The sequence below is a fragment of the Lentibacter sp. genome (assembly GCF_965658795.1).
In the GTDB taxonomy this organism is placed as follows: Bacteria; Pseudomonadota; Alphaproteobacteria; order Rhodobacterales; family Rhodobacteraceae; genus Lentibacter.
The window spans coordinates 17,058-37,986 of the sequence record NZ_CBFHTG010000014.1 but is presented as its reverse complement, the minus strand read 5'-3'; the positions used below and the strand labels follow the sequence as shown (position 1 = coordinate 37,986).

The 20,929-nt window shown below is 59.1% G+C and carries 21 protein-coding genes; 20 read left to right on the top strand and 1 reads right to left on the bottom strand.

Annotation, left to right across the window (positions count from 1 at the left end):
• The first annotated feature begins 44 nt into the window (after nt 1-44).
• The 3 genes from ACTG3X_RS10690 to ACTG3X_RS10680 all read left to right on the top strand — a co-directional run bounded on the left by ACTG3X_RS10690 (nt 45) and on the right by ACTG3X_RS10680 (nt 1,900).
• Complete coding sequence (locus ACTG3X_RS10690) at nt 45-674, top strand: LysE family translocator (RefSeq protein WP_439111259.1); 630 nt, start codon at nt 45-47, stop codon at nt 672-674.
• Nucleotides 675-752: 78 nt separating this feature from the next.
• A complete protein-coding gene (locus ACTG3X_RS10685) occupies nt 753-1,355 on the top strand; it encodes a type VI secretion system-associated protein TagO (RefSeq protein ID WP_439111258.1) in 603 nt (200 codons plus the stop codon).
• A gap of 14 nt (nt 1,356-1,369) precedes the next feature.
• The gene (locus ACTG3X_RS10680) at nt 1,370-1,900 is read left to right on the top strand and encodes an adenine phosphoribosyltransferase (protein WP_439111257.1); all 531 of its coding nucleotides are present in this window, start codon (nt 1,370-1,372) and stop codon (nt 1,898-1,900) included.
• 10 nt (nt 1,901-1,910) lie between these two features.
• On the opposite strand, the gene tldD is transcribed toward ACTG3X_RS10680, so the two are convergent.
• Nucleotides 1,911-3,338, bottom strand: a complete 1,428-nt coding sequence (gene tldD, locus ACTG3X_RS10675) for a metalloprotease TldD (RefSeq protein ID WP_439111256.1) — start codon at nt 3,336-3,338, stop codon at nt 1,911-1,913.
• Between the two features lie 195 nt (nt 3,339-3,533).
• Between tldD and coxB the strand changes: the two genes are divergently transcribed.
• The 17 genes from coxB to ACTG3X_RS10590 all read left to right on the top strand — a co-directional run bounded on the left by coxB (nt 3,534) and on the right by ACTG3X_RS10590 (nt 20,929).
• A complete protein-coding gene (gene coxB / locus ACTG3X_RS10670; protein WP_439111255.1) occupies nt 3,534-4,376 on the top strand; it encodes a cytochrome c oxidase subunit II in 843 nt (280 codons plus the stop codon).
• A gap of 56 nt (nt 4,377-4,432) precedes the next feature.
• Entirely contained in the window at nt 4,433-5,386 is a 954-nt protein-coding gene (cyoE, locus tag ACTG3X_RS10665; protein ID WP_439111254.1) for a heme o synthase, read from the top strand.
• Nucleotides 5,383-5,613 (top strand): cytochrome C oxidase assembly protein, encoded by a 231-nt coding sequence (locus ACTG3X_RS10660; RefSeq protein ID WP_439111253.1) that lies wholly within the window; start codon nt 5,383-5,385, stop codon nt 5,611-5,613. The genes cyoE and ACTG3X_RS10660 overlap by 4 nt, the downstream gene beginning before the upstream one ends.
• On the top strand, nt 5,613-6,188 hold the full coding sequence (locus ACTG3X_RS10655) for a cytochrome c oxidase assembly protein (protein ID WP_439111252.1): 576 nt from the start codon (nt 5,613-5,615) through the stop codon (nt 6,186-6,188). Before ACTG3X_RS10660 ends, ACTG3X_RS10655 begins: the two co-directional genes overlap by 1 nt.
• A 28-nt stretch (nt 6,189-6,216) precedes the next feature.
• Nucleotides 6,217-7,017, top strand: a complete 801-nt coding sequence (locus tag ACTG3X_RS10650) for a cytochrome c oxidase subunit 3 (RefSeq protein ID WP_439111251.1) — start codon at nt 6,217-6,219, stop codon at nt 7,015-7,017.
• 105 nt (nt 7,018-7,122) lie between these two features.
• Nucleotides 7,123-7,797: an SURF1 family protein gene (locus ACTG3X_RS10645; protein WP_439111250.1), complete on the top strand. Its 675-nt coding sequence runs from the start codon at nt 7,123-7,125 to the stop codon at nt 7,795-7,797.
• The gene (gene thrC, locus ACTG3X_RS10640) at nt 7,794-9,182 is read left to right on the top strand and encodes a threonine synthase (protein ID WP_439111249.1); all 1,389 of its coding nucleotides are present in this window, start codon (nt 7,794-7,796) and stop codon (nt 9,180-9,182) included. The genes ACTG3X_RS10645 and thrC overlap by 4 nt, the downstream gene beginning before the upstream one ends.
• Nucleotides 9,179-10,441, top strand: a complete 1,263-nt coding sequence (locus ACTG3X_RS10635) for a M16 family metallopeptidase (RefSeq protein WP_439111248.1) — start codon at nt 9,179-9,181, stop codon at nt 10,439-10,441. Before thrC ends, ACTG3X_RS10635 begins: the two co-directional genes overlap by 4 nt.
• Nucleotide 10,442: 1 nt before the next feature.
• Nucleotides 10,443-11,030, top strand: a complete 588-nt coding sequence (locus tag ACTG3X_RS10630) for a GNAT family N-acetyltransferase (RefSeq protein WP_439111247.1) — start codon at nt 10,443-10,445, stop codon at nt 11,028-11,030.
• A 3-nt stretch (nt 11,031-11,033) separates the two neighbouring features.
• Nucleotides 11,034-12,473, top strand: a complete 1,440-nt coding sequence (locus tag ACTG3X_RS10625; RefSeq protein WP_439111246.1) for an FAD-binding oxidoreductase — start codon at nt 11,034-11,036, stop codon at nt 12,471-12,473.
• Nucleotides 12,474-12,506: 33 nt separating this feature from the next.
• Complete coding sequence (gene dprA / locus ACTG3X_RS10620; protein WP_439111245.1) at nt 12,507-13,673, top strand: DNA-processing protein DprA; 1,167 nt, start codon at nt 12,507-12,509, stop codon at nt 13,671-13,673.
• 110 nt (nt 13,674-13,783) lie between these two features.
• Complete coding sequence (topA, locus tag ACTG3X_RS10615) at nt 13,784-16,387, top strand: type I DNA topoisomerase (protein WP_439111244.1); 2,604 nt, start codon at nt 13,784-13,786, stop codon at nt 16,385-16,387.
• Nucleotides 16,388-16,490: 103 nt separating this feature from the next.
• Nucleotides 16,491-17,072, top strand: a complete 582-nt coding sequence (locus ACTG3X_RS10610) for a L,D-transpeptidase (protein ID WP_439111243.1) — start codon at nt 16,491-16,493, stop codon at nt 17,070-17,072.
• Nucleotides 17,073-17,168: 96 nt separating this feature from the next.
• Nucleotides 17,169-17,882: a CoA transferase subunit A gene (locus tag ACTG3X_RS10605; protein ID WP_439111242.1), complete on the top strand. Its 714-nt coding sequence runs from the start codon at nt 17,169-17,171 to the stop codon at nt 17,880-17,882.
• 1 nt (nt 17,883) lies between these two features.
• Nucleotides 17,884-18,507 (top strand): 3-oxoacid CoA-transferase subunit B, encoded by a 624-nt coding sequence (locus ACTG3X_RS10600; protein ID WP_439111241.1) that lies wholly within the window; start codon nt 17,884-17,886, stop codon nt 18,505-18,507.
• Between the two features lie 119 nt (nt 18,508-18,626).
• On the top strand, nt 18,627-19,622 hold the full coding sequence (locus ACTG3X_RS10595) for a lysylphosphatidylglycerol synthase transmembrane domain-containing protein (protein WP_439111240.1): 996 nt from the start codon (nt 18,627-18,629) through the stop codon (nt 19,620-19,622).
• Entirely contained in the window at nt 19,622-20,929 is a 1,308-nt protein-coding gene (locus ACTG3X_RS10590) for an FAD-binding protein (protein ID WP_439111239.1), read from the top strand. The genes ACTG3X_RS10595 and ACTG3X_RS10590 overlap by 1 nt, the downstream gene beginning before the upstream one ends.

The following is a 20,929-nucleotide window of genomic DNA, read 5'->3' as shown; positions in this document are numbered from 1 at the left end:
CGCCGCCCAGAGGCGTTACCAGTTGTTAAGAAAGATAGGTAAAGATGACATTTGAAACTTGGGGTGCCTTCGTGCTCGCCTCATCGGTGCTTCTGATGATCCCCGGCCCGACGATTCTTCTGGTCATGAGCTATGCGCTCTCCAAGGGTCGGCCTGTGGCGGTTGCCTCGGCGGCGGGGGTGGCACTGGGCGATCTTGTCGCCATGACAGCGTCGCTCGCAGGGCTTGGCGCGCTGGTTCTGGCCTCGGCCACGGCCTTTACCGTCCTCAAATGGGTCGGCGCGGTCTATCTGGTCTACCTCGGCGTAAAGCTCTTGCGCTCGGCCACCGAAGAAACCCTCAGCCTGCCCGAGGCTGACAAAAGCGTCACGCCGCGTGGCGTCTTTGCCCATGCGGCTGCCGTCACCGCGCTCAATCCGAAGAGCATCGCGTTTTTCATCGCCTTTGTGCCGCAGTTCATCCGCCCCGAGGCGGCGATCCTGCCCCAAATGGCCCTGCTCGTCGCAACCTTTGTAAGCCTTGCAACCCTCAACGCACTGGCCTATGCGCTCCTCGCTGACCGCCTCCGCAGCGTCATAGCCCAGCCCAAAGCCCTTGTCTGGATGACACGTACAGGCGGGGCAACGCTTGTCGCCATGGGGCTTCTCACCACCACGCTCAAACGCGCAACGTAATCAGGCAAGCCACTCTAGAAAATCGATACTAATTCAACCTATAGTAGGGCAAAATCGATAAATCTAAGGAGTTAGCCAGTGAAACATTTTATATCAATTATCGCGCTCTTCGCAGCAAACACCCTAAATGCGCAAGACCTTGAAGGCTGTGCCGCAATCCAAAACGACTTAGACCGGCTCGCTTGCTACGACAAAGCCTTAGGCCTAACTCCAGAAGTCTCAACCGAACCATCCAAAGGCAATTGGACGGTGAGGCAAGAAAAGTCAGACTTCAAGGATACAACAGACGTTTTCCTATCCGTTTCAAGCGAAAAAACTGTCCGTTGTGGCTATTCTGATGATCAAAAAATTACTCTTTTTGCACGCTGTGTCGAGAACACGACAGCTCTAATCATTGCGACCCACTGCCATGTGGCATCTGGCTTTCAAGGCTATGGCTCCGTTGAATACCGTATCGACGACAAGCCAACTCAGAAACGAGGTTTCAATGAGAGCACCAATAACCGTTCGCTTGGCCTGTGGAGCGGAGGACAGTCAATTCCCGTTATTAAATCTCTGTTTGGAGCAGATAGTCTCTTGGTTCGTTTCACTCCGTTCAATGAAAATCCTGTAACTGCAAAATTCGATGTCCGCGGGATAGAAGATGCGATATCACCGCTCCGAAAAAGCTGTGGCTGGTAACGCTGAGGAAAAAAATGAAAACCGTCAAAGACTACATCCGCACGATCGTTGACTTTCCTCATGAGGGCATCATGTTTCGTGATGTGACAACCCTCTTTGCTGATCCGCGCGGCTTTCGCATGGCGATTGACCAGATGCTGCACCCCTATGCGGGTATGCAGATCGACAAGGTCGTCGGCCTTGAGGCGCGCGGCTTTATCTTGGGCGGGGCGATTGCCCACCAGCTCTCTGTCGGTTTTGTGCCTGTGCGCAAAAAGGGCAAGCTTCCGGGGGCTGTGATCTCGGAAGAATACACGCTCGAATACGGCGAAGCCGTGGTCGAAATCCATGATGACGCCATCCAGGCGGGCGAGAAGATTCTCGTGGTCGATGACCTCCTCGCAACGGGTGGCACAGCCGAAGCCGGCATCAAGCTCATCGAGCGGTTGGGCGGCGAAGTCATCAGCTGCGCCTTTGTCATCGACCTGCCAGAGCTGGGCGGGCGCAAGCGCCTTGAAGCCATGGGCATGGACGTCATGGCGCTCTGTGATTTTGAGGGGCTGTAAGCTGCGCCTGTCAGCCTGCGGCGGCAGAGCCACCAACGGTTAATCCGCCAATCATGACAGTGGGTTGCCCAACACCAACAGGCACCCACTGGCCCGCTTTGCCGCAGTTGCCCATACCCGGATCAAGCGCCATGTCATTGCCAAGCGCGCGGATGTTCTTCAGGGCCGTGGCTCCATCTCCGATGAGCGTTGCACCCTTCACAGGCTCCATGACTTTCCCGTTGCGGACGCGGTAGGCCTCGGTGCAGGAAAAGACAAACTTGCCGTTTGTAATATCAACCTGCCCGCCGCCAAAGCCCACGGCCCAAATACCGTCTTTCAGATCGGCCACGATATCGCTCGGATCGGCCTCACCGCCCATCATATAGGTGTTGGTCATGCGCGGCATCGGTGCGTGCTGGAAGCTTTCCCGCCGTCCGTTGCCTGTAGGCTCAACCCCCATCAGGCGCGCGTTCTGGCGGTCTTGCATATAGCCCACAAGCACCCCGTCTTCGATCAGCACATTCTTCGCACTGGGCGTGCCTTCATCATCAATCGTGATCGAGCCGCGCCTGTCAGGGATCGTGCCATCATCCAGAACCGTCACACCTTTGGCCGCAATCTGCTGGCCCATTAGCCCTGCAAAAGCAGAGCTTCCCTTACGGTTGAAGTCGCCCTCAAGCCCGTGGCCAATGGCCTCGTGCAGCAAGATCCCGGGCCAGCCTGGCCCGAGCACAATATCAAGCTGTCCCGCAGGCGCTGGCACTGCATCAAGGTTGACCAAAGCAATGCGCAGCGCTTCCCGTGCGCTGGCCTGCCAGCTTGTTGGCGCGAGCAGCCCCGTGAGGCCAACACGCCCCCCGCCGCCCGCCGACCCGCTTTCGCGGCGGCCACCCTGCTCGACAATCACACCTACATTGAGCCGCGTCATCGGGCGCACATCGGTCAGCCGCTGACCGCCCACACGCAGAATCTCGACCTCCTGATAGGTTGCCGAAACCGAGGCTGTCACCTGCACCACCCGCGCATCAAGGCCACGGGCATAGGCATCAATCTCTTTCAGGATATCAAGCTTGGCTGAAAAGCCTGCGCTCTCGATCGGATCAATTGCCTCATAAAGACGGGTGTTTGTGCCCTTTGGCCCCGCCGCCATCGTGCCCCCGCCCGCAGCCACAGCCAAGCGCGCCGTCTCGACAGCGCGCGTCACAGCCGCTTCGCTGATATCGGTGGAATGCGCATAGCCAGCCACCTCACCCAGCACAGCCCTGAGGCCAAAACCTTGAGATGTGTCAAAACTTGCTGTTTTGACGCGCCCGTCATCCAGGACAAGAGCTTCCGACTTGGAGCGCTCCAGAAAAAGCTCTCCATCATCGGCCCCGGCACAGGCATTCTCCAACAATTTAAGGGCTTTCCCCTCGTCTATCTCGGTCTCAAAGGGGCGAAACGGGGCGTTGCTCATGACTTTTCCTGTCTTTCTCGGGGCGTATTTTCTTGATCTAAATCAAAAAAGCGTCTCTTTGACGCAAGCTACAATATTGTCTCTGAGCCTAGAATATGGTTTCTGAGGCTCCAAGACGCAATGGGCCGAGACATGAGTCTCTGGTTCCTTTTGCTTTAAGATAAAACAGAGATACTCAACCGATCAGGGTGAACCATGCGAATTCTTTCTTCCCTTCTGGCTCTTATGACAGCCATTTTTGCGCTTCCTGCCATGGCACAAGACGCTGTCGAGCGCGTCGGCAAGCCTGTCGATGGTGGCATGAACTTCCAATTTGCAGCCACCGAGCTGAAACGCGACATCATCTGGCTGGACACAGCGATCAACTGGATCATCCTTGCGATCTGTCTTTTGGTCATCGCTCTGGTTCTGTGGATCATCGTGTTCCACAACCGCAAAGCAAACCCGACCCCAGCGACCTTCACGCACAACACACCCATCGAGGTCATGTGGACACTCGTGCCAGTGCTGATCCTCGTCTTCATCGGGGCCTTCTCGCTGCCGATCCTGTTCAAACAACAGATCATCCCTGAAGGCGAAGTGAACATCAAAGTGACAGGCTACCAGTGGTACTGGGGCTACGAATACACAGACGAGGAGTTCGGCTTTGAAAGCTTCATGGTCGCGCGCGAAGAGCTCGCCGACTACGGCTACTCAGACGACGAATACCTCCTTGCGACAGACACACGCATTGTTGTGCCGGTCGACAAAGTGGTCGTCATGACAGTCACAGGCGCCGATGTGATCCACTCATGGACCATCCCTGCCTTTGGTGTGAAGCAAGACGCCGTACCGGGCCGCCTCGCGCAGCTGTGGTTCAAAGCAGAGAAAGAAGGCCTCTACTTCGGCCAGTGCTCAGAGCTTTGCGGCAAAGACCACGCCTACATGCCGATCACAGTCGAAGTTGTAAGCCAGGAAGCCTATGACGAATGGCTGCTTGGCGCGAAGGAAGAGTACGCCGGTGTGCCTGCTTCCGTGACATTGGCCTCGGCTGACTAAGTCAACAAGAGGGCGGTAACCTGCCCTCTTTTCCTCACCTGATCCAGAGAGATGCGATGAGCGACACATCAATCAACACACGGACGAAAACACTTGCCCGAGCTGGTGAAGCTGGCTTTGGCGATTATTTTGCGCTGCTGAAGCCCCGTGTCATGTCGCTTGTTGTTTTCACAGCACTGGTGGGCCTGCTCGCCGCACCAGTGCCTGTGCACCCTCTGCTCGGGTTCGCCGCCATTCTCTTTATCGCCATTGGCGGCGGCGCATCAGGGGCGCTGAACATGTGGTATGATGCCGACATCGACCGCATCATGCGCCGCACCCAGAGCCGCCCGATCCCTGCTGGCATCATCAGCGAGAGCGAAACATTTGCCTTTGGCATGTTCCTCGCGGTCTTCTCCGTGACGATGCTGGCCCTTGCGGCCAACCTCGTCGCAGCTGGCATTTTGGCCTTTACGATTTTTTTCTACGTGGTGGTCTACACCATGTGGCTCAAGCGCTGGACGCCACAAAACATCGTCATTGGTGGCGCTGCCGGAGCCTTCCCTCCCATGATCGGTTGGGCCGTTGCAACAGGTGGCATCAGCGTGGAAAGCGTGTTGATGTTCACTCTGATCTTCATGTGGACTCCCCCCCACTTCTGGGCGCTGGCCCTCTTCATGAAGTCTGACTACCGCGACGCTGGCGTGCCCATGCTCAACGTAACGCATGGCCGCCCCGCAACCCGCGCCCACATTATTGTCTACACAATCCTGCTCGCGCCCATCGCGATCGGAACAGGCTTCACCAGCATTGGTGGCCCCATCTATCTGACGGCTGCTTTGGTCCTCAACGCGATCTTCCTGAAAGGCGCGTTTGATATCTGGCGCCGCGGTGATGAACAGGCCGATGCTGACAATTACAAAGTCGAGAGAAAGTTCTTCACTTTCTCACTGCTCTATCTCTTCGCGCATTTCGTCGCGATTCTTGTTGAAAAAGGCCTCGCGCCTTACGGTCTTGGAGGCTGGTCATGAGCAGTAAACTTCGCGTCGAGCACGAACTTCACGGCCGCCGTCGCAGCCGCAATGTTGGCCTTGGCCTCGTGCTGGGTGCATTTGTCTTCCTTGTGATGGGGATGACATACGTAAAACTAACCGCGCAAAACGCGGAAATGGCGGCGGAGCACGCCAAAAAACAAGCGGCCGCAGCAGCCGCAACCGGGACAGCCACATCAACTTCTTCTCAGGAGACAAGTGACTGATGGCACTAGAAGGTAAAAACAAAACACTGGCACAAACAGTTGGCGTCGTCATTCTGATGGGCGGCCTCGCTTGGGCTTCTGTTCCGTTTTATGACTGGTTTTGCCGTGTAACGGGCTTTGGCGGCGTGACCAACACAGCCGAGGCAGGCTCGGACCTGATCTTGGATCAAACGATCAAGATCCGCTTTGACGCCTCCATCGAGCGTGACTTCCCATGGACCTTCAAGCCCATGCAACGCGAGATGGAAGTGCGCATCGGCGAGACAGGCTTGGCCTTTTATGAGGCCTACAACCCGACAGACGTACCTGTTGCAGGGTCAGCGGCTTACAATGTAACCCCCTACGAAGCTGGCAGTTTCTTCACCAAGATCGACTGCTTCTGCTTTGAAGAGCAAGTCTTGCAGCCCGGCGAACGGGTGCAGATGCCCGTGACTTTCTTTGTCGATCCAGAGATTGTCACAGATCGCGAAGGGCAGTATGTCCATACCATCACGTTGGGCTACACCTTTTATCAAATCGACCTCCCAGAAGCGCAAGCCGCTCTGGAGACCGACCAAAAAACCAATCTTAACTAATCACAACTAGCCTCAGGCGAGGGACACAATGGCGCACGAAAAAAATCACGACTATCACATCCTACCCCCATCACCATGGCCCCTGCTTGCATCGCTTGCTTGTTTTGTGCTGCTTTTTGGTTCTGTTCTTTTCATGCACGGAAGCACGCCTTTCGTAATGATCGCGGGTTTCCTGTTCACCTTCTATGTCATGTATGGCTGGTGGGCTGACGTTGTTCATGAAAGCAACACAGGCGACCACACACCTGTCGTTCAGATCGGCCTGCGGTACGGCGTTGTTCTGTTCATCATCTCCGAGATCATGTTCTTCGCAGCTTGGTTCTGGAGCTTTTTCAAGCACGCGCTCTATCCGATGGGCCCGCAAAGCCCCGCTGTGGACGGCCCATGGCCACCTGTTGGAATCGAGACGTTTGACCCATGGCACCTGCCTCTGATCAACACACTCATCCTGCTATGTTCCGGTGCAGCGGCCACATGGGCCCACCACGCAATGGCGCATGAGAACAACCGCGAAGACATGAAGTGGGGTCTTATCCTTGCCGTGGCTCTCGGTGTGATCTTCACAGGCTTCCAGATCTACGAATATACCCACGCAGGCTTTGGCTTTGCTGGCAACATCTATGGTGCCAACTTCTTCATGGCGACAGGCTTCCACGGGTTCCACGTTGTGGTCGGCACGATCTTCCTTGCTGTCTGCCTCTTCCGCTTGCAAGCGGGCCACTTCACGCCCGAGCGCCACGTTGGCTTCGAAGCGGCGGCCTGGTACTGGCACTTCGTCGATGTGGTCTGGCTCTTCCTCTTCGCCAGCATCTACGTCTGGGGTCAATAAGCCTTCACAAGCTGATCAAAAAGTTACACCAAACGCCCCGCTTTTGCGGGGCGTTTCGCGTTTGGCCCCTTGCACGTGCCCCCTCTCTCGCCTTACGTCTTGCCCATGATAAAAAACTGGCCTTTCCTGCTTCTGTCAGCGCTTGTGCTTGCCGTGCTTATCAGCCTCGGCAACTGGCAAGTGGCGCGCCTTGCCGAAAAGGCCGACTACATCGCCTCAATCGACGCGCGCCTTGCCGCAGCTCCGGCGGTGGTGCCCGCACACCCCGATGCCGTGACTGACCAGTTCCGCGCCGTCGCGGTGCAAGGCAGCTTCACAGGGCCGGAAGTGCGCGTCCTCGTGTCAACCCGCGACTATGGCGCCGGCTACCGCATCATCCAGGCCTTCGAGACCGAAGGCCGCCGCCTGTTGGTTGATCGTGGCTATGTGCGCTCGAGTGACAAAGACACGCCCCGCCCCGCAGGGCGCGCCACGGTTGAAGGTAACCTGCACTGGCCAGAGGAACGCGACAGCTACACGCCTGAAAATGACATCGCAGGCAACACATGGTATGCCCGCGATGTACCTGCCCTTGCACAAGCGCTCGACACCGAAGAGGTGCTCATCGTCACCCGCGTTGAAACACCCCAACCCGAAGCGCTCCTGCCCTTGCCGCTTGATACAAGCACAATCCCCAACAACCACCTTGAATACATCATCACTTGGTATGGATTGGCCGCCGTATGGGTGCTAATGACCGCCTACTTTCTCCAACGCCGAAACGCGAAAGCGAAGCCATGAAATATATCTCGACCCGCGGCCAAGCGCCTGAACTCACTTTTGAAGACGCCATGCTCACAGGCCTTGCCCGTGATGGCGGGCTGTATCTGCCCAAAGACATCCCCACCCTGAGCGAAACCGAGATCGCCGCGCTCGCAGGCCTGTCCTATGAGGACACGGCATTTGCCATCATGCGCCCATTCATCGGCGACACCTTCACAAACGCCGAGTTCAAAGAGCTGATTGCCAAGGCCTATGCAGGCTTCGGCCACGCCGCGCGCGCGCCACTCGTACAGCTTGACAGCGGCCACTTCCTGCTCGAGCTGTTTCATGGCCCTACACTCGCCTTCAAAGACTTCGCCATGCAGATCATCGGCCAGATGTTTCAGGCCGCTCTCGAGCGCTCGGGCAAACGGATCACAATCGTTGGCGCCACATCAGGTGACACAGGCTCAGCCGCCATCGAGGCGTTTCGCGGCCTCTCCAACGTCGATGTCTTTATCCTCTACCCACATGGCCGCGTCTCAGAGGTGCAGCGCCGCCAGATGACGACGCCCACAGAGAGCAACGTGCACGCGCTCGCCGTCACCGGCGACTTTGACGACTGTCAGGCGCGCGTTAAAGACATGTTCAACGACTTTGACTTCCGCGATGGGGTGCGCCTTGCGGGCGTAAACTCCATCAACTGGGGCCGCGTGCTTGCACAGGTTGTGTATTACTTCTCTTCCGCCGTCGCGCTCGGCGCGCCACACCGCAAGGTCAGCTTCACAGTCCCCACAGGCAACTTCGGCGACATCTTCGCAGGCTACATCGCCAAGCGCATGGGCCTGCCCATCGACCGCCTTGTTGTCGCAACAAACCAGAACGACATTCTTCACCGGTGTCTCTCAACAGCCGAATATCGCCCCGATGGCGTCACGCCGTCCATCAGCCCGTCAATGGACATTCAGGTCAGCTCCAATTTCGAGCGCGCCCTGTTTGAGGCCTATGGCCGCGATGCAGCTCCCGTGGCGCAGCTCATGGAAGAGCTCAAGGCATCTGGCTTCTCCGTCAGTCAAGGCGCGTTGCAAGCCCTGCGCGAGAGCTATGACAGCGGCAATTGTTCCGAGAGCGACACCAGCGCCACAATCACCCGCAGCTTGGCCGAAACAGGCGAGCTTCTCTGCCCGCACTCCGCCATTGGCGTGAAGGTGGCCGAAGAGCAGCTGAAGGCCGACACCCCCATGATCACGCTGGCCACAGCGCATCCTGCCAAGTTCCCCGACGCTGTCGAGGCCGCAAGCGGCATCCGCCCGCCACTGCCCCCGCGCATGGCCGACCTTTTTGAGCGCGACGAGCGCGTCACACGCGTCGAGAATGATCTCGCCGCCATTCAAACCCTCATCAAAGAACGGATCGCGCATTGAGCATCCAGACCCATACTCTCTCAAACGGCTTCCGCATTGTCACCGAGCATATGCCTGGTCTGCAGTCGGCCTCCGTCGGCATCTGGATCACAGCAGGCGCGCGCCACGAGACACTGCAACAAAACGGCATCGCACACTTCCTTGAGCATATGGCCTTTAAAGGCACCAAGACACGCTCGGCTCTCGATATCGCCGAAGAAATCGAGAATGTCGGAGGCTATATCAACGCCTACACCAGCCGCGAAACGACAGCCTATTACGCACGCGTGCTCGCGGGCGATGTGCCGCTCGCCGTCGATGTGATCGGCGATATCCTTGTGAACCCCGTGTTTGACCCCCGCGAAATCGAGGTCGAGCGTGGCGTTATCTTGCAAGAAATCGGCCAAGCGCTCGACACCCCCGATGATGTGATCTTTGACTGGCTTCAGGAAGAGGCCTACCCGGAGCAGGCTTTGGGCCGCACCATTCTTGGCCCGACCGAACGCGTGCGCGCCTTTTCACGGGACAACCTCAAAGAGTTCGTCAGCCAGTATTATGGCCCCGAAAACATGATCCTCTCTGCCGCTGGCGCAGTGGATCATGACGCGCTTGTGAAACAGGCCGAAGCGCTTTTTGCGGCAATGCCACGCGGCAGCGCCCAACCCGAGACGCTGGCGCGGTTTACAGGCGGGGAACGCCGCGTTGTCAAAGACCTTGAGCAAGCGCATTTCGCCATGGGCTTTGAAGGCCCTGCCTACCGCGATGAAGGCATCTTCACCGCTCAGATCTACGCCTCAGCCCTTGGTGGCGGCATGTCCTCTCGCCTGTTTCAGGAGATCCGCGAAAAGCGCGGACTGTGCTATAGCATTTTTGCCTCCGCAGGCGCTCACGCCGACACAGGCATGATGACAATCTACGCGGGCACCTCAGGGGAGCAAGTGGGCGAGCTGGCCGAAATCACACTGGCCGAAATGGCCCGTGCGGCCGAAGACATGTCTCAAGCCGAAGTTGACCGCGCCCGCGTTCAGATGAAAGCAGGAATGCTGATGGGCCTTGAAGGCCCCTCAAACCGCGCCGAGCGCCTGGCCCGCATGACCCAGATCTGGGGTCGCGTGCCAGACCTTGACGAAGTGGTTGAGAAGATCGACGCCGTGACAGCGCAAGGCGTGCGCGACTTTGGCGCTGAAATGGCCACAACAGCCAAGACAGCCCTCGCGCTCTACGGCCCCGTCGCCGACGCGCCCGAGCTTGACGTCCTCCTGCAAAAACGGGCCGCATAATATGCTGATGCGGGTGCGCAAAAAACTCAGGATCGAGACCGACCGTCTGAGCCTGCGCGCACCCGTTCATTCCGACTTTCACAGCTGGGTAGCCTTGCGCCGTGCCTCCGAGCCCTTCCTTGCGCCTTGGGAGCCAAGCTGGAACATTGACCACCTCTCGCGCCGCGCCTTCACCAACCGTGTCTACTGGGCCCAGCGTTCCATGTCGGGCGATACAGCGCTACCGCTCTTCATCATCCGCCGCTCCGATGACCAGCTCGTCGGCGCGATCACCATCGACAACATCCGCCGCGGCCCCGCCCAGGCGGCCACAGTCGGCTACTGGACAGGCGAAGCTTTTGCGCGCCAAGGCTACATGCGCGAGGCCCTGACAGCCGTGGTGCACCACGGCTTCCACGTCATGGATTTGTCTCGCATCGAAGCCGCTTGCCTGCCCGAAAACACGCCCTCGCGCGGCCTTTTGGAGCGATCCGGCTTCAAATATGAAGGCGTTGCGCAGAGCTATTTGCAAATCAACGGGCGCTGGCGCAACCATGTGCTCTACGCCGCCCTGCGAATGGATCGCCGCGGCAAAACAGATATAGGCTAGGCCATGCTAACGCCCCTTTCCTCCGATCTGCTCGCGCAGCTCGACGCACTCTTGCCCGAGGGCACTTTACGCGAAGTGGCTCCGCGCTACCTTGAGGAGCCCCGTGCCAAATGGCAGGGCGTAGCGGCCGCAGTTGCGGCGCCGCAGTCTGTCGCAGAGGTCAGCACCATTGTGGCTTTCGCCGCCGCAAATCGTATCGCGCTCATTCCCTATGGGGGTGGCACAGGGCTTGTCGGCGGGCAAGTCATGGGCGAGGGTGCGCCGCTTCTCCTGTCGCTTGAGCGGATGAACCGTGTGCGCGCCATGCACGCCTCTGAAAACGTCGTCGTGGTTGAGGCAGGCTGCACACTTCAAGCCGTACAAGACGCGGCCACCGAGGCAAACCGCCTCTTTCCTCTTTCAATTGGCTCCAAAGGCACCGCGCAGATCGGTGGCAACCTCGCAACCAATGCCGGTGGCATCAATGTGTTGCGCTACGGCAATGCGCGCGACCTTGTTCTCGGCCTTGAGGCTGTCATGCCGGATGGCACCATATGGAACGGCCTCACCCGTCTGCGCAAAGACAACACAGGCTATGACCTGCGCAACCTGCTGATAGGCTCTGAGGGCACCCTCGGAGTGATCACCGCCGCAGCGCTCAAGCTTTTCCCCCGCCCCGCCCAGACAGGCACAGCGCTTTTTGCCGTCAACAGCCCGGAAGCCGCGCTGAAGCTTCTGGCGCACCTACGCGACATCGCGGGCGAAACCATCAGCGCCTTTGAACTGTTGCATCGTCAGGGGCTTGATTTTGTCGCCGAAAAGCTACCCGATTTTCGCCTGCCGTGGGCCGAACCACCCGAATGGATGGTCCTGACAGAGCTGGGCCTCGCACGTGGGCCTACCCCGCAAGATCTGTTTGAAGAGCTCTTTGAAGTCGCCCTTGAAGACGACCTCGCAAGCGATGGCATCATTGCACAAAGTGAAAGCCAATCAGCCGCGCTCTGGGGCCTGCGCGAAGCGATCCCGATTGCCAACAAAGCCATCGGCGGCATTTCAAGCCACGACATATCTCTTCCGCTCAGCGCCATTCCTGCGTTTATTCCAAAGGCAGAGGCCGCACTGGCAGCGCATGGTGACTACCGTATCAATTGTTTTGGTCACTTGGGCGACGGCAACCTGCATTATAATGTCTACCCGCCCAAAGGCGGGGCGCGTGACAGCTACAAAGGCATTGCCCACGAAGTGCAGACCATTGTGCACGATATCACAGTGGAAATGGGCGGCAGCTTTTCTGCCGAGCATGGCTTGGGCCGCCTGAAGGCGGATGATCTGGAGCGCTACGGCGACCCCGCCAAACTGGCTTCCATGCGCGCCATAAAAGCTGCACTAGACCCAAATGGCATCATGAATCCCGGTGCTGTGCTGAAAACAGAGTCTGATTCAGAAGCTGTTAACCAACAATAGGTAAAGATGATTCTGTAAGAGAACGGAGTCGCAATGCCTGAAGGTTTACATCCTTCCACTCACCCCCCACTCCCACCCACCACGGAAGATGATCGGGTGTTGTGGCTTCGTCTCTTGCGCTCCCGTCGTGTCGGGATCGCAACTTTCTTCCGCCTGCTGGGCGAACATGGCAGCGCCGCCGCCGCACTTGAAGCCCTACCAGACATTGCCCGCGCAGCAGGCGTTGAGCGCTACACACCCTTTTCAGAAGACGCCGCCCGCGCAGAGCTGGCCCGTGGCCGCGACGCCGGCGCAGAGCTCCTTTGCTTTGGCGCAGCCGACTATCCCACAGCTCTCTGTGATCTCTCAGATCCCCCGCCCCTCCTTTGGGTGCGCGGAGACGTGTCTCTTTTCAAGCGCCCTGCCATTGGCATGGTGGGAGCGCGCAACGCCTCCTCTTTGGGCGGGCGCACAGCGCGCATGCTGGCTGCCGAGCTTTCAGAGGCCGGCCATGTCATCGTCTCGGGGCTTGCGCGCGGTGTCGATACCGCGGCCCACCTTGCCAGCCTTGAGGGCGGCACCATTGCCGTGCTGGCAGGTGGCGTTGATGTGATCTACCCTTCTGAAAATGCGCATTTGGCGCGTGATATCTCCCAAAAGGGGCTCTTGATCAGCGAACAGCCCATGGGCTTGTCTCCTCAAGCGCGGCATTTCCCGCGCCGCAACAGGCTGATCTCCGGGCTGGCGAGCGGGCTGATTGTTGTTGAAGCCGCGGCCAAGTCAGGCAGCCTCATCACCGCGCGCAACGCTCTGGATCAGGGGCGCGAGGTTCTGGCCGTACCGGGCCATCCCTTTGATGCCCGGGCCTCTGGCTGCAATATGCTCATCCGTGACGGGGCCACGCTCGTACGCTCCTCTGCCGATGTTCTAGAGGCACTGGCCCCGCTGGCAGAGGCTGCCGCGACCCCCCAACCAGAGCTTGCGCTCGATATTGCGCCCCCGCCCCCCGAGCGGCGCGGCCTTGCCGAAACAGCCGCCTTGCACCAACAGATCCTCTCGCGCCTCGGCCCTTCACCCCTGCCCGAAGACCAGCTCATCCGCGACCTCGCCCAGCCGGCCGCCACCGTTGGCCCTGTGCTGGTCGAGCTTGAGATGGACGGAAAGATCAGCCGTGCCGCAGGTGGAATGCTCTCAAAAGAACCCGAAAACACCCGCCACTAACCGCACCTACACTGCATTTTCAGGTAAAGCGCCAATCATCGCATTGACATTCCCTACCCTCTGCCCACATTTTGCGCGGCCATTGCATGTGCACATTTGAGAGGAAGTTTATGCCCGTAGTTGTCGTCGAATCTCCGGCCAAGGCCAAAACGATCAATAAGTATCTCGGCTCTGACTACACCGTGCTTGCCTCTTACGGACACGTGCGCGACCTGCCACCCAAAGACGGTTCGGTCGACACAGAGCATGATTTCGAGATGACATGGGAAGTCGGCGTTGACAGCCGCAAGCATGTCAAAGCCATTGCCGATGCTCTCAAAGACGACCCGAATCTCATTCTCGCGACCGACCCCGACCGCGAGGGGGAGGCCATCAGCTGGCACTTGGAAGAAGCCCTGCGCAAGCGCAAGGCGATCAAAAAAGACACGCCCGTCAGCCGCGTTGTCTTCAACGCGATCACCAAGGCCGCCGTCACCGAAGCCATGCAAAACCCCCGCGAGATTGATGCGCCATTGGTCGAGGCCTACCTCGCCCGCCGCGCGCTCGACTATCTCGTCGGCTTCAATCTCTCACCGGTTCTCTGGCGCAAACTGCCGGGTGCGCGCTCGGCAGGCCGTGTGCAATCGGTCTGCCTGCGCCTCATCGTTGAGCGCGAAATGGAGATCGAAGCGTTCAACCCGCAAGAATACTGGACAGTCAAAGCCGTGCTCAGCACACCACGTGGTCAGGAGTATGAAGCCCGCCTGACCGTTCTGGCAGGCAAGAAGCTTGAGAAATTCGACATCTCCAACGACACGCAAGCAGAGCTTGCCGTGCAGGCCATCAGCAGCCGTGATCTCTCTATCACGTCAGTCGAAGCCAAACCTGCCTCGCGCAACCCGGCCGCCCCCTTCATGACATCCACGCTCCAGCAAGAAGCCTCGCGCAAGTTCGGCATGGGGGCACGCGCCTGTATGAGCACGGCCCAGCGCCTCTATGAGGCAGGTCACATCACCTATATGCGAACCGACGGGATCGACATGGCCCCCGAAGCCGTCACCGAGGCGCGCGCCGCCATCGCCGCGCGCTTTGGCGAAAAATATGTGCCCGCCAGCCCGCGTATCTACAAGAACAAAGCCAAGAACGCCCAAGAGGCGCACGAGTGTATCCGCCCGACCAACCTTGAAGCCGACGCAGCCGCGCTCGGGCTGCGCGATGCGGACCAAGCCAAGCTCTATGACCTCATCTGGAAGCGCACACTCGCCTGCCAGATGGAAAGCGCACGCATGGAGCGCACCACCGTTGATATCGGCTCGGCAGATGGCCAAGTCGGGCTGCGCGCCACAGGTCAGGTTGTGTTGTTTGACGGCTTCATGGCGATCTACGAAGAAGGCCGCGATGATGCGGTTGTCGATGATGATGACAAGCGCTTGCCGCAAATCAGCCAGGGCGAGCCTGCCCCGAAGAAATCGGTCACACCCGACCAACACTTCACACAGCCACCCCCCCGCTACACCGAAGCAACCTTGGTAAAGCGCATGGAAGAGCTTGGCATTGGCCGCCCCTCGACCTACGCCAGCGTCATCACAACGATCCAGGATCGGGAATATGTGCGCAAAGAGCAAAACCGCCTCTTCCCAGAAGACAAGGGCCGCATCGTCACGATCTTCCTGCTGAATTTCTTCCGCAAATATGTCGGCTATGAGTTTACGTCCTCCCTTGAAGACGAGCTTGACGATGTCTCTGCTGGCAACCGCGACTACAAGAAAGTTTTGGAGCGCTTCTGGAAAGATTTTTCCGCCGCCATCGCCGAAACAAGCGAACTGCGTATCTCCGAAGTGCTTGATGTCCTCGATGCAGCCCTCGCACCACAGCTCTATCCGCCACGCGAAGACGGCTCTGATCCGCGCGTTTGCCCCAAATGTGGCAATGGCCAGCTTCATCTGAAGTCCTCGCGCACAGGTGGCTTTGTCGGCTGCGGCAACTACCCCGAATGCACCTACACCCGCCCCATCGCGGGCGAGGGTGCAGACGGTGACGAGCGTGTGCTTGGCGAAGATGCAGGCGACGAGATCTGGCTCAAGTCAGGCCGCTTCGGCCCCTATGTGCAACGCGGCGAGCCAACGCCCGAAAACAAGAAACCACCGCGCGCGTCTCTGCCCAAAGGCTGGGAAAAAGACGCAATGGACCTTGAGAAAGCTCTCACGCTTCTCTCCCTGCCGCGCCAGATCGGCGATCATCCTGAAGGCGGCATGATCACCACCAACTTTGGCCGCTTTGGCCCCTACGTGATGCACCAGTTGCCTGATGACGCAAAACCGACATACGCAAACCTCAAAGACCCGAACGATGTCTTCGAGCTGGGTATGAACCGTGCCGTTGAGCTTCTGGCTGAAAAACGCGCCAACCCGGGGCGAGGCCGCTCAGCCGCTGCCAAGCCACTCAAAGAGTTGGGCGAGCATCCCGAAAGCGGCGGGCCTATCAATGTCATGGAAGGGCGCTACGGCCCCTATGTGAAGTGGGAAAAGGTCAACGCGACCCTCCCCAAAGACACAAAGCCAGAAGACCTGACGCTTGAGCAGGCTGTAGAGCTGATTGCCGAAAAAGCAGCCAAAGGTGGCAAGAAGAAAGCCGCGCCCAAAAAGGCTGCTGCGAAAAAGCCCGCAGCCAAGAAAAAGGCCGCGCCCAAGAAAGCCGCCGCCAAAAAGCCTGCGGCTAAAAAGAAGGCCGAGTAGCGCCAAGGCCAGATAACGTCTGGCCCACGCAAATGTGAGTTTCAGGTGAGCGGATAACCTGTTTTTACAGCCCGCGAACCGAAACTCACGCAAAGGCCCAGACATGTCTGCAAACACCCTATCCCGCCGCGCGCTTTTGCTGGGGGCAAGCGCCTCGCTTGTTGTGCCTGCAGTCGCCCAAGCCGCGCCCCTGCCCGATAGCCTCGCCACCCCGGAGGTGAACCGCCGCAATATCTCAAGCTTTGCCACCCAAGACTGGCGCGACCACTTTGAGAGCTTGGGGGTCGGAGCCATTGTCTGTGACACCGTTTCGCGCGCCCTGCACTTCTGGTCAGAAGACGGCAGCGACTACCGGATCTACCCCACCTCTGTGCCCAGAACCGACGAGCTGACAAAACGGGGCTACACTCAAATCGTGCGCAAGAAGGTTGCACCAAGCTGGACGCCAACCGCCTCGATGATGGAACGCTTCCCCGAGTGGAAACCCGTCGCAGGCGGCGCGCCTGAAAACCCGCTTGGCAGCCATGCGCTTTATCTGAGCTGGCCCGCCTACCTTATCCACGGCACCCACGACACCCGCAAGATAGGCCGCCCCTCTTCTGATGGCTGCATCGGGCTCTATAACGAAAAGATCGAAGAGCTTTACGCAATCGCCAAGATCGGCACGCAAGTCCGCCTGATCTGACCCTGCAGAAAGCCTAAGTAGAAACCCTGCCACGATTGACTCTGAGACCGGCCCGCGCCACAACTCGCCCAAAGTATCCACCTCAGGAGTCATCCCATGAAAAAAGTCTACGGATCAGCCGCAGAAGCGCTGGACGGCCTTCTCCACGATGGCATGTTCATCGCCTCGGGCGGCTTTGGCCTGTGCGGCATCCCCGAGCTTCTTTTGCAAGCCATCAAAGACGCTGGCACCAAAGATCTCACCTTCGCCTCCAACAACGCAGGCGTTGATGATTTCGGCATCGGCATCTTGCTGCAAACCAAGCAAGTGAAGAAAATGATCAGCTCTTACGTGGGTGAAAACGCCGAGTTCATGCGCCAGTATCTCTCGGGCGAGCTTGAGCTTGAATTCAACCCCCAAGGCACTCTGGCCGAGCGCATGCGCTCAGGCGGCTGCGGCATTCCCGGCTTTTACACCAAAACAGGTGTTGGCACGGTCATCGCCGAAGGCAAAGAGCACAAAGACTTCCCCACTGGCCCCGATGGAGAAGCTGAAACCTATATCATGGAAGAAGGCATCTTCGCGGACCTTGCCATTGTCAAAGCCTGGAAAGCCGACGCAACGGGCAACCTTGTGTTCCGCAAGACAGCCCGCAACTTCAACCCGCCTGCCGCCATGTGCGGCAAGGTCTGCGTTGTCGAAGTGGAAGAGATCGTGCCGACAGGCTCGCTTGACCCCGACAGCATCCACCTGCCCGGCATCTATGTGCACCGCATCATTCAAGGTGAGCACGAGAAGCGCATCGAGCAACGCACAGTGAGGAGCGCATAACATGTGGGATCGCAATCAAATGGCGGCACGCGCCGCACTCGAGCTGCAAGACGGCTGGTATGTAAACCTCGGCATCGGTATTCCGACGCTGGTGAGCAACTACATCCCCGAAGGTGTTGAAGTGACGCTTCAGTCCGAAAACGGTATGCTCGGCATGGGGCCTTTCCCCATCGAAGGCGAGGAAGACGCCGACCTGATCAACGCAGGCAAGCAGACCATCACAGAGCTGCCCCAGACGGCTTACTTTGACAGCGCGCAAAGCTTCGGCATGATCCGCGGTGGCAAGATCGCCATGGCGATCTTGGGAGCGATGGAAGTCGCCGAGAACGGCGATCTGGCCAACTGGATGATCCCTGGCAAGCTCGTCAAAGGCATGGGCGGCGCAATGGATCTTGTCGCAGGCGTGGGCCGTGTGGTTGTCGTTATGGACCACACCAACAAACACGGTGACAGCAAGGTGCTCAAAGAGTGCACCCTGCCGCTCACAGGTAAAGGCGTGGTTGACCGCATCATCTCCAACCTCGGTGTGCTGGATGTCGTCGAAGGCGGCCTCAAAATCGTCGAGCTGGCTGAAGGTGTGTCTGAGGAAGACATGCGCGCTGCAACACAGGCCACTCTGGTCTAGGCGCAGGCCGGAACAGGTTGAAAGCGGGTCTCGCAAGAGGCCCGCTTTTTTGTTGCGCAATCGGCGCGACAAATCCACAAAATTGCCCTAATCTGCCAATACCACGTCGGGCAATGACAATGAGCAGTGAATTTCCAGTATCGCCCCCCCGTTCGGGCCAAAGCCGCTGGCGCGACTATGCGCTCTTGGGCGGGCTGTTTCTGCTTGTGCTCGCAGGCCTTGCCTCTCTCGCCGCCGCAACAGGCTGGGACGCAACAATCGCCCAGCTGGGCAAGCTTTCTTGGCGCGAGTTGGGCCTGCTGCTCGCCCTGTCACTCGTCAATTACCTCTTTCGCGCCCTGCGCTGGCACTACTTCACCCGCTGCCTCGGCATCGGTACCAAGCTGGGCCAGAACATCCGCCATTTCCTCGGCGGCTTTGCCATGTCGGTCACACCGGGGCGCGTGGGCGAGCTCATCCGCATGCGCTGGATCCGCCGCGAAACAGGCTGGAGCTTTGAGCGCACAGCCCCGCTCGTATTGGTTGATCGCGCCTCAGACCTTGCCGCCATGGCCCTTCTGCTCGCAGTGGGGCTGCTGATGTCAGGCGCAATGATCCGCCTTGCCGTGCCTGTCACGCTTCTGGCTTTCGCAGGGGCTGTGCTTGTCACCCGCCCCGCCCTCCTGTCGCTTTCTGCTGGCATATTTTACCGCGTCACGGGGCTTTTCCCCCGCCTCATGGCGCGTATCCGCCGCGCCGCGCGCTCGCTCAAAGCCTTCTCCAGCGCTGGTATTCTGACATTGGCCACAGGCCTTGGCCTCATCGGGTGGTTGGCCGAGGGCTATGCCTTCTGGCTCCTGCTCACCTGGATGGATGTCGAAATCGGCTTCTGGCTGGCTGTGCTGATCTTTGTCTTCTCTACCCTCGCAGGCGGCCTCACAGGTGCGCCCGGCGGCATTGGCGGCGCAGAGGCGGCCATGGTCGGGCTCTTGCTCCTTGAGGGCATTCCTTTTGAAGTGGCTCTGCCAGCGACAGCCGTGATCCGTGCAACCACTCTGTGGTTTGCCATTCTCATAGGCCTTGGTGTCTTTCCTTACGCCGAGGCAAAATCAAACCTAAATGAAGGGCGCGTATAATGCTCTGGAACACACAGACTTACACAGGCTGGGGCCATGTCCTCTCAGCCACCAGCGAGATAGCCCGCCCGGAGCGCGCAACCGCCCTTGCAAGCCTTGGCGCGCATCCCGCCATTGGCGCACGCCGCTCGTATGGCGATGCCTGCCTCAACTCTGATGGCACAGCCGTCGATATGACACGGCTCGACCGCATTCTCAGCTTTGACGCGAGTACAGGCCTCGTGGAAGCCGAAGCGGGCATAGCCATCGGCGAACTCGCCCGCCTCTTTGCGCCTATGGGCTGGATGCCAGCCGTTATGCCGGGCACCGGCTTTGCCACCCTTGGTGGCTGCATCGCCATGGATGTGCACGGTAAAAACCACCATGTTGATGGCAGTTTTGGTGGCCACGTCACCGCACTCAAGCTCATGGTCGCAGGCAAAGTCAAAACCATCACTCCCAAGCGCAACACGAGGCTTTTCGCGGCCACCGTCGGCGGCTTGGGGCAGACAGGCATCATCGTCTCCGCCACGCTCCAGATGGAGCGGTGCGAGGGCGAAGGCATGGAAGTGAGCGAGCAGCGCGCCGAAAACTGGGAAGAGCACATCGCTCTGCTCGCCTCCTCGCAAGCGCGCTATACAGTCGGCTGGCTCGACTGCACCGCCAAAGCAAAGAACCTCGGTCGCGGGATCGTGGAAGAAGCGCGCAGCACAGCCGTGCGTCCGCAAAGCGCCCCCAAAGCGGCCGCCAAATCAGTGCCCTTTAACTTTCCACGCTTCACCCTCTCCAAAGCCATGGTGAGCGGGTTCAACAAAGCCTATTACCTGCGCATCCGCGATGGTGGCCAAACCCGTATCAAGCCCCTGGAAGAGTTCTTCTTTCCGCTTGATAAAATCCACAACTGGAACCGCCTCTACGGCAAAAACGGGTTTCACCAGTTTCAATGTGTCCTGCCTGAGGCCAAGCTCCCCGAGCTGCGCGCCATGGTCGAGACCATCGCCCATAGCGGCCTCGCCTCGCCCCTCGCTGTGCTCAAACGCCTCGGGCCCGAGGCCGCTGGCATGCTGTCTTTCCCGATGGAAGGCTATACGCTCGCCGTGGACTTTCGCGAAAGTGCCAAGGCCCGCGCCCTGATTGCCGAGCTCAACGCAGCCACCTTGGCCGCAGGCGGGCGGATCTATTTTGCCAAAGACAGCCTCGCCACTGAGGCCGAGGCCAAAGCCATGTATCCCGACTGGGCCGCATGGGCCAAAGAGGTCAACACACATGACCCTGACCACCAGCTAGAAACCGACCTGACACGCCGCCTTGGCCTGAGGAGCATTTGA

What these genes read in the sequence shown, in the direction of transcription:
- ACTG3X_RS10680 (WP_439111257.1), top strand. Translation starts at nt 1,370, where the DNA reads ATGAAAACCGTCAAAGACTACATCCGCACGATCGTTGACTTTCCTCAT.
- ACTG3X_RS10650 (WP_439111251.1), top strand. Translation starts at nt 6,217, where the DNA reads ATGGCGCACGAAAAAAATCACGACTATCACATCCTACCCCCATCACCA.
- ACTG3X_RS10605 (WP_439111242.1), top strand. Translation starts at nt 17,169, where the DNA reads ATGAAAAAAGTCTACGGATCAGCCGCAGAAGCGCTGGACGGCCTTCTC.
- ACTG3X_RS10630 (WP_439111247.1), top strand. Translation starts at nt 10,443, where the DNA reads ATGCTGATGCGGGTGCGCAAAAAACTCAGGATCGAGACCGACCGTCTG.
- ACTG3X_RS10600 (WP_439111241.1), top strand. Translation starts at nt 17,884, where the DNA reads ATGTGGGATCGCAATCAAATGGCGGCACGCGCCGCACTCGAGCTGCAA.
- ACTG3X_RS10625 (WP_439111246.1), top strand. Translation starts at nt 11,034, where the DNA reads ATGCTAACGCCCCTTTCCTCCGATCTGCTCGCGCAGCTCGACGCACTC.
- ACTG3X_RS10610 (WP_439111243.1), top strand. Translation starts at nt 16,491, where the DNA reads ATGTCTGCAAACACCCTATCCCGCCGCGCGCTTTTGCTGGGGGCAAGC.
- ACTG3X_RS10690 (WP_439111259.1), top strand. Translation starts at nt 45, where the DNA reads ATGACATTTGAAACTTGGGGTGCCTTCGTGCTCGCCTCATCGGTGCTT.
- thrC (WP_439111249.1), top strand. Translation starts at nt 7,794, where the DNA reads ATGAAATATATCTCGACCCGCGGCCAAGCGCCTGAACTCACTTTTGAA.
- ACTG3X_RS10645 (WP_439111250.1), top strand. Translation starts at nt 7,123, where the DNA reads ATGATAAAAAACTGGCCTTTCCTGCTTCTGTCAGCGCTTGTGCTTGCC.
- coxB (WP_439111255.1), top strand. Translation starts at nt 3,534, where the DNA reads ATGCGAATTCTTTCTTCCCTTCTGGCTCTTATGACAGCCATTTTTGCG.
- tldD (WP_439111256.1), bottom strand. Translation starts at nt 3,338, where the DNA reads ATGAGCAACGCCCCGTTTCGCCCCTTTGAGACCGAGATAGACGAGGGG.
- ACTG3X_RS10590 (WP_439111239.1), top strand. Translation starts at nt 19,622, where the DNA reads ATGCTCTGGAACACACAGACTTACACAGGCTGGGGCCATGTCCTCTCA.
- cyoE (WP_439111254.1), top strand. Translation starts at nt 4,433, where the DNA reads ATGAGCGACACATCAATCAACACACGGACGAAAACACTTGCCCGAGCT.
- dprA (WP_439111245.1), top strand. Translation starts at nt 12,507, where the DNA reads ATGCCTGAAGGTTTACATCCTTCCACTCACCCCCCACTCCCACCCACC.
- ACTG3X_RS10660 (WP_439111253.1), top strand. Translation starts at nt 5,383, where the DNA reads ATGAGCAGTAAACTTCGCGTCGAGCACGAACTTCACGGCCGCCGTCGC.
- ACTG3X_RS10655 (WP_439111252.1), top strand. Translation starts at nt 5,613, where the DNA reads ATGGCACTAGAAGGTAAAAACAAAACACTGGCACAAACAGTTGGCGTC.
- topA (WP_439111244.1), top strand. Translation starts at nt 13,784, where the DNA reads ATGCCCGTAGTTGTCGTCGAATCTCCGGCCAAGGCCAAAACGATCAAT.
- ACTG3X_RS10595 (WP_439111240.1), top strand. Translation starts at nt 18,627, where the DNA reads ATGAGCAGTGAATTTCCAGTATCGCCCCCCCGTTCGGGCCAAAGCCGC.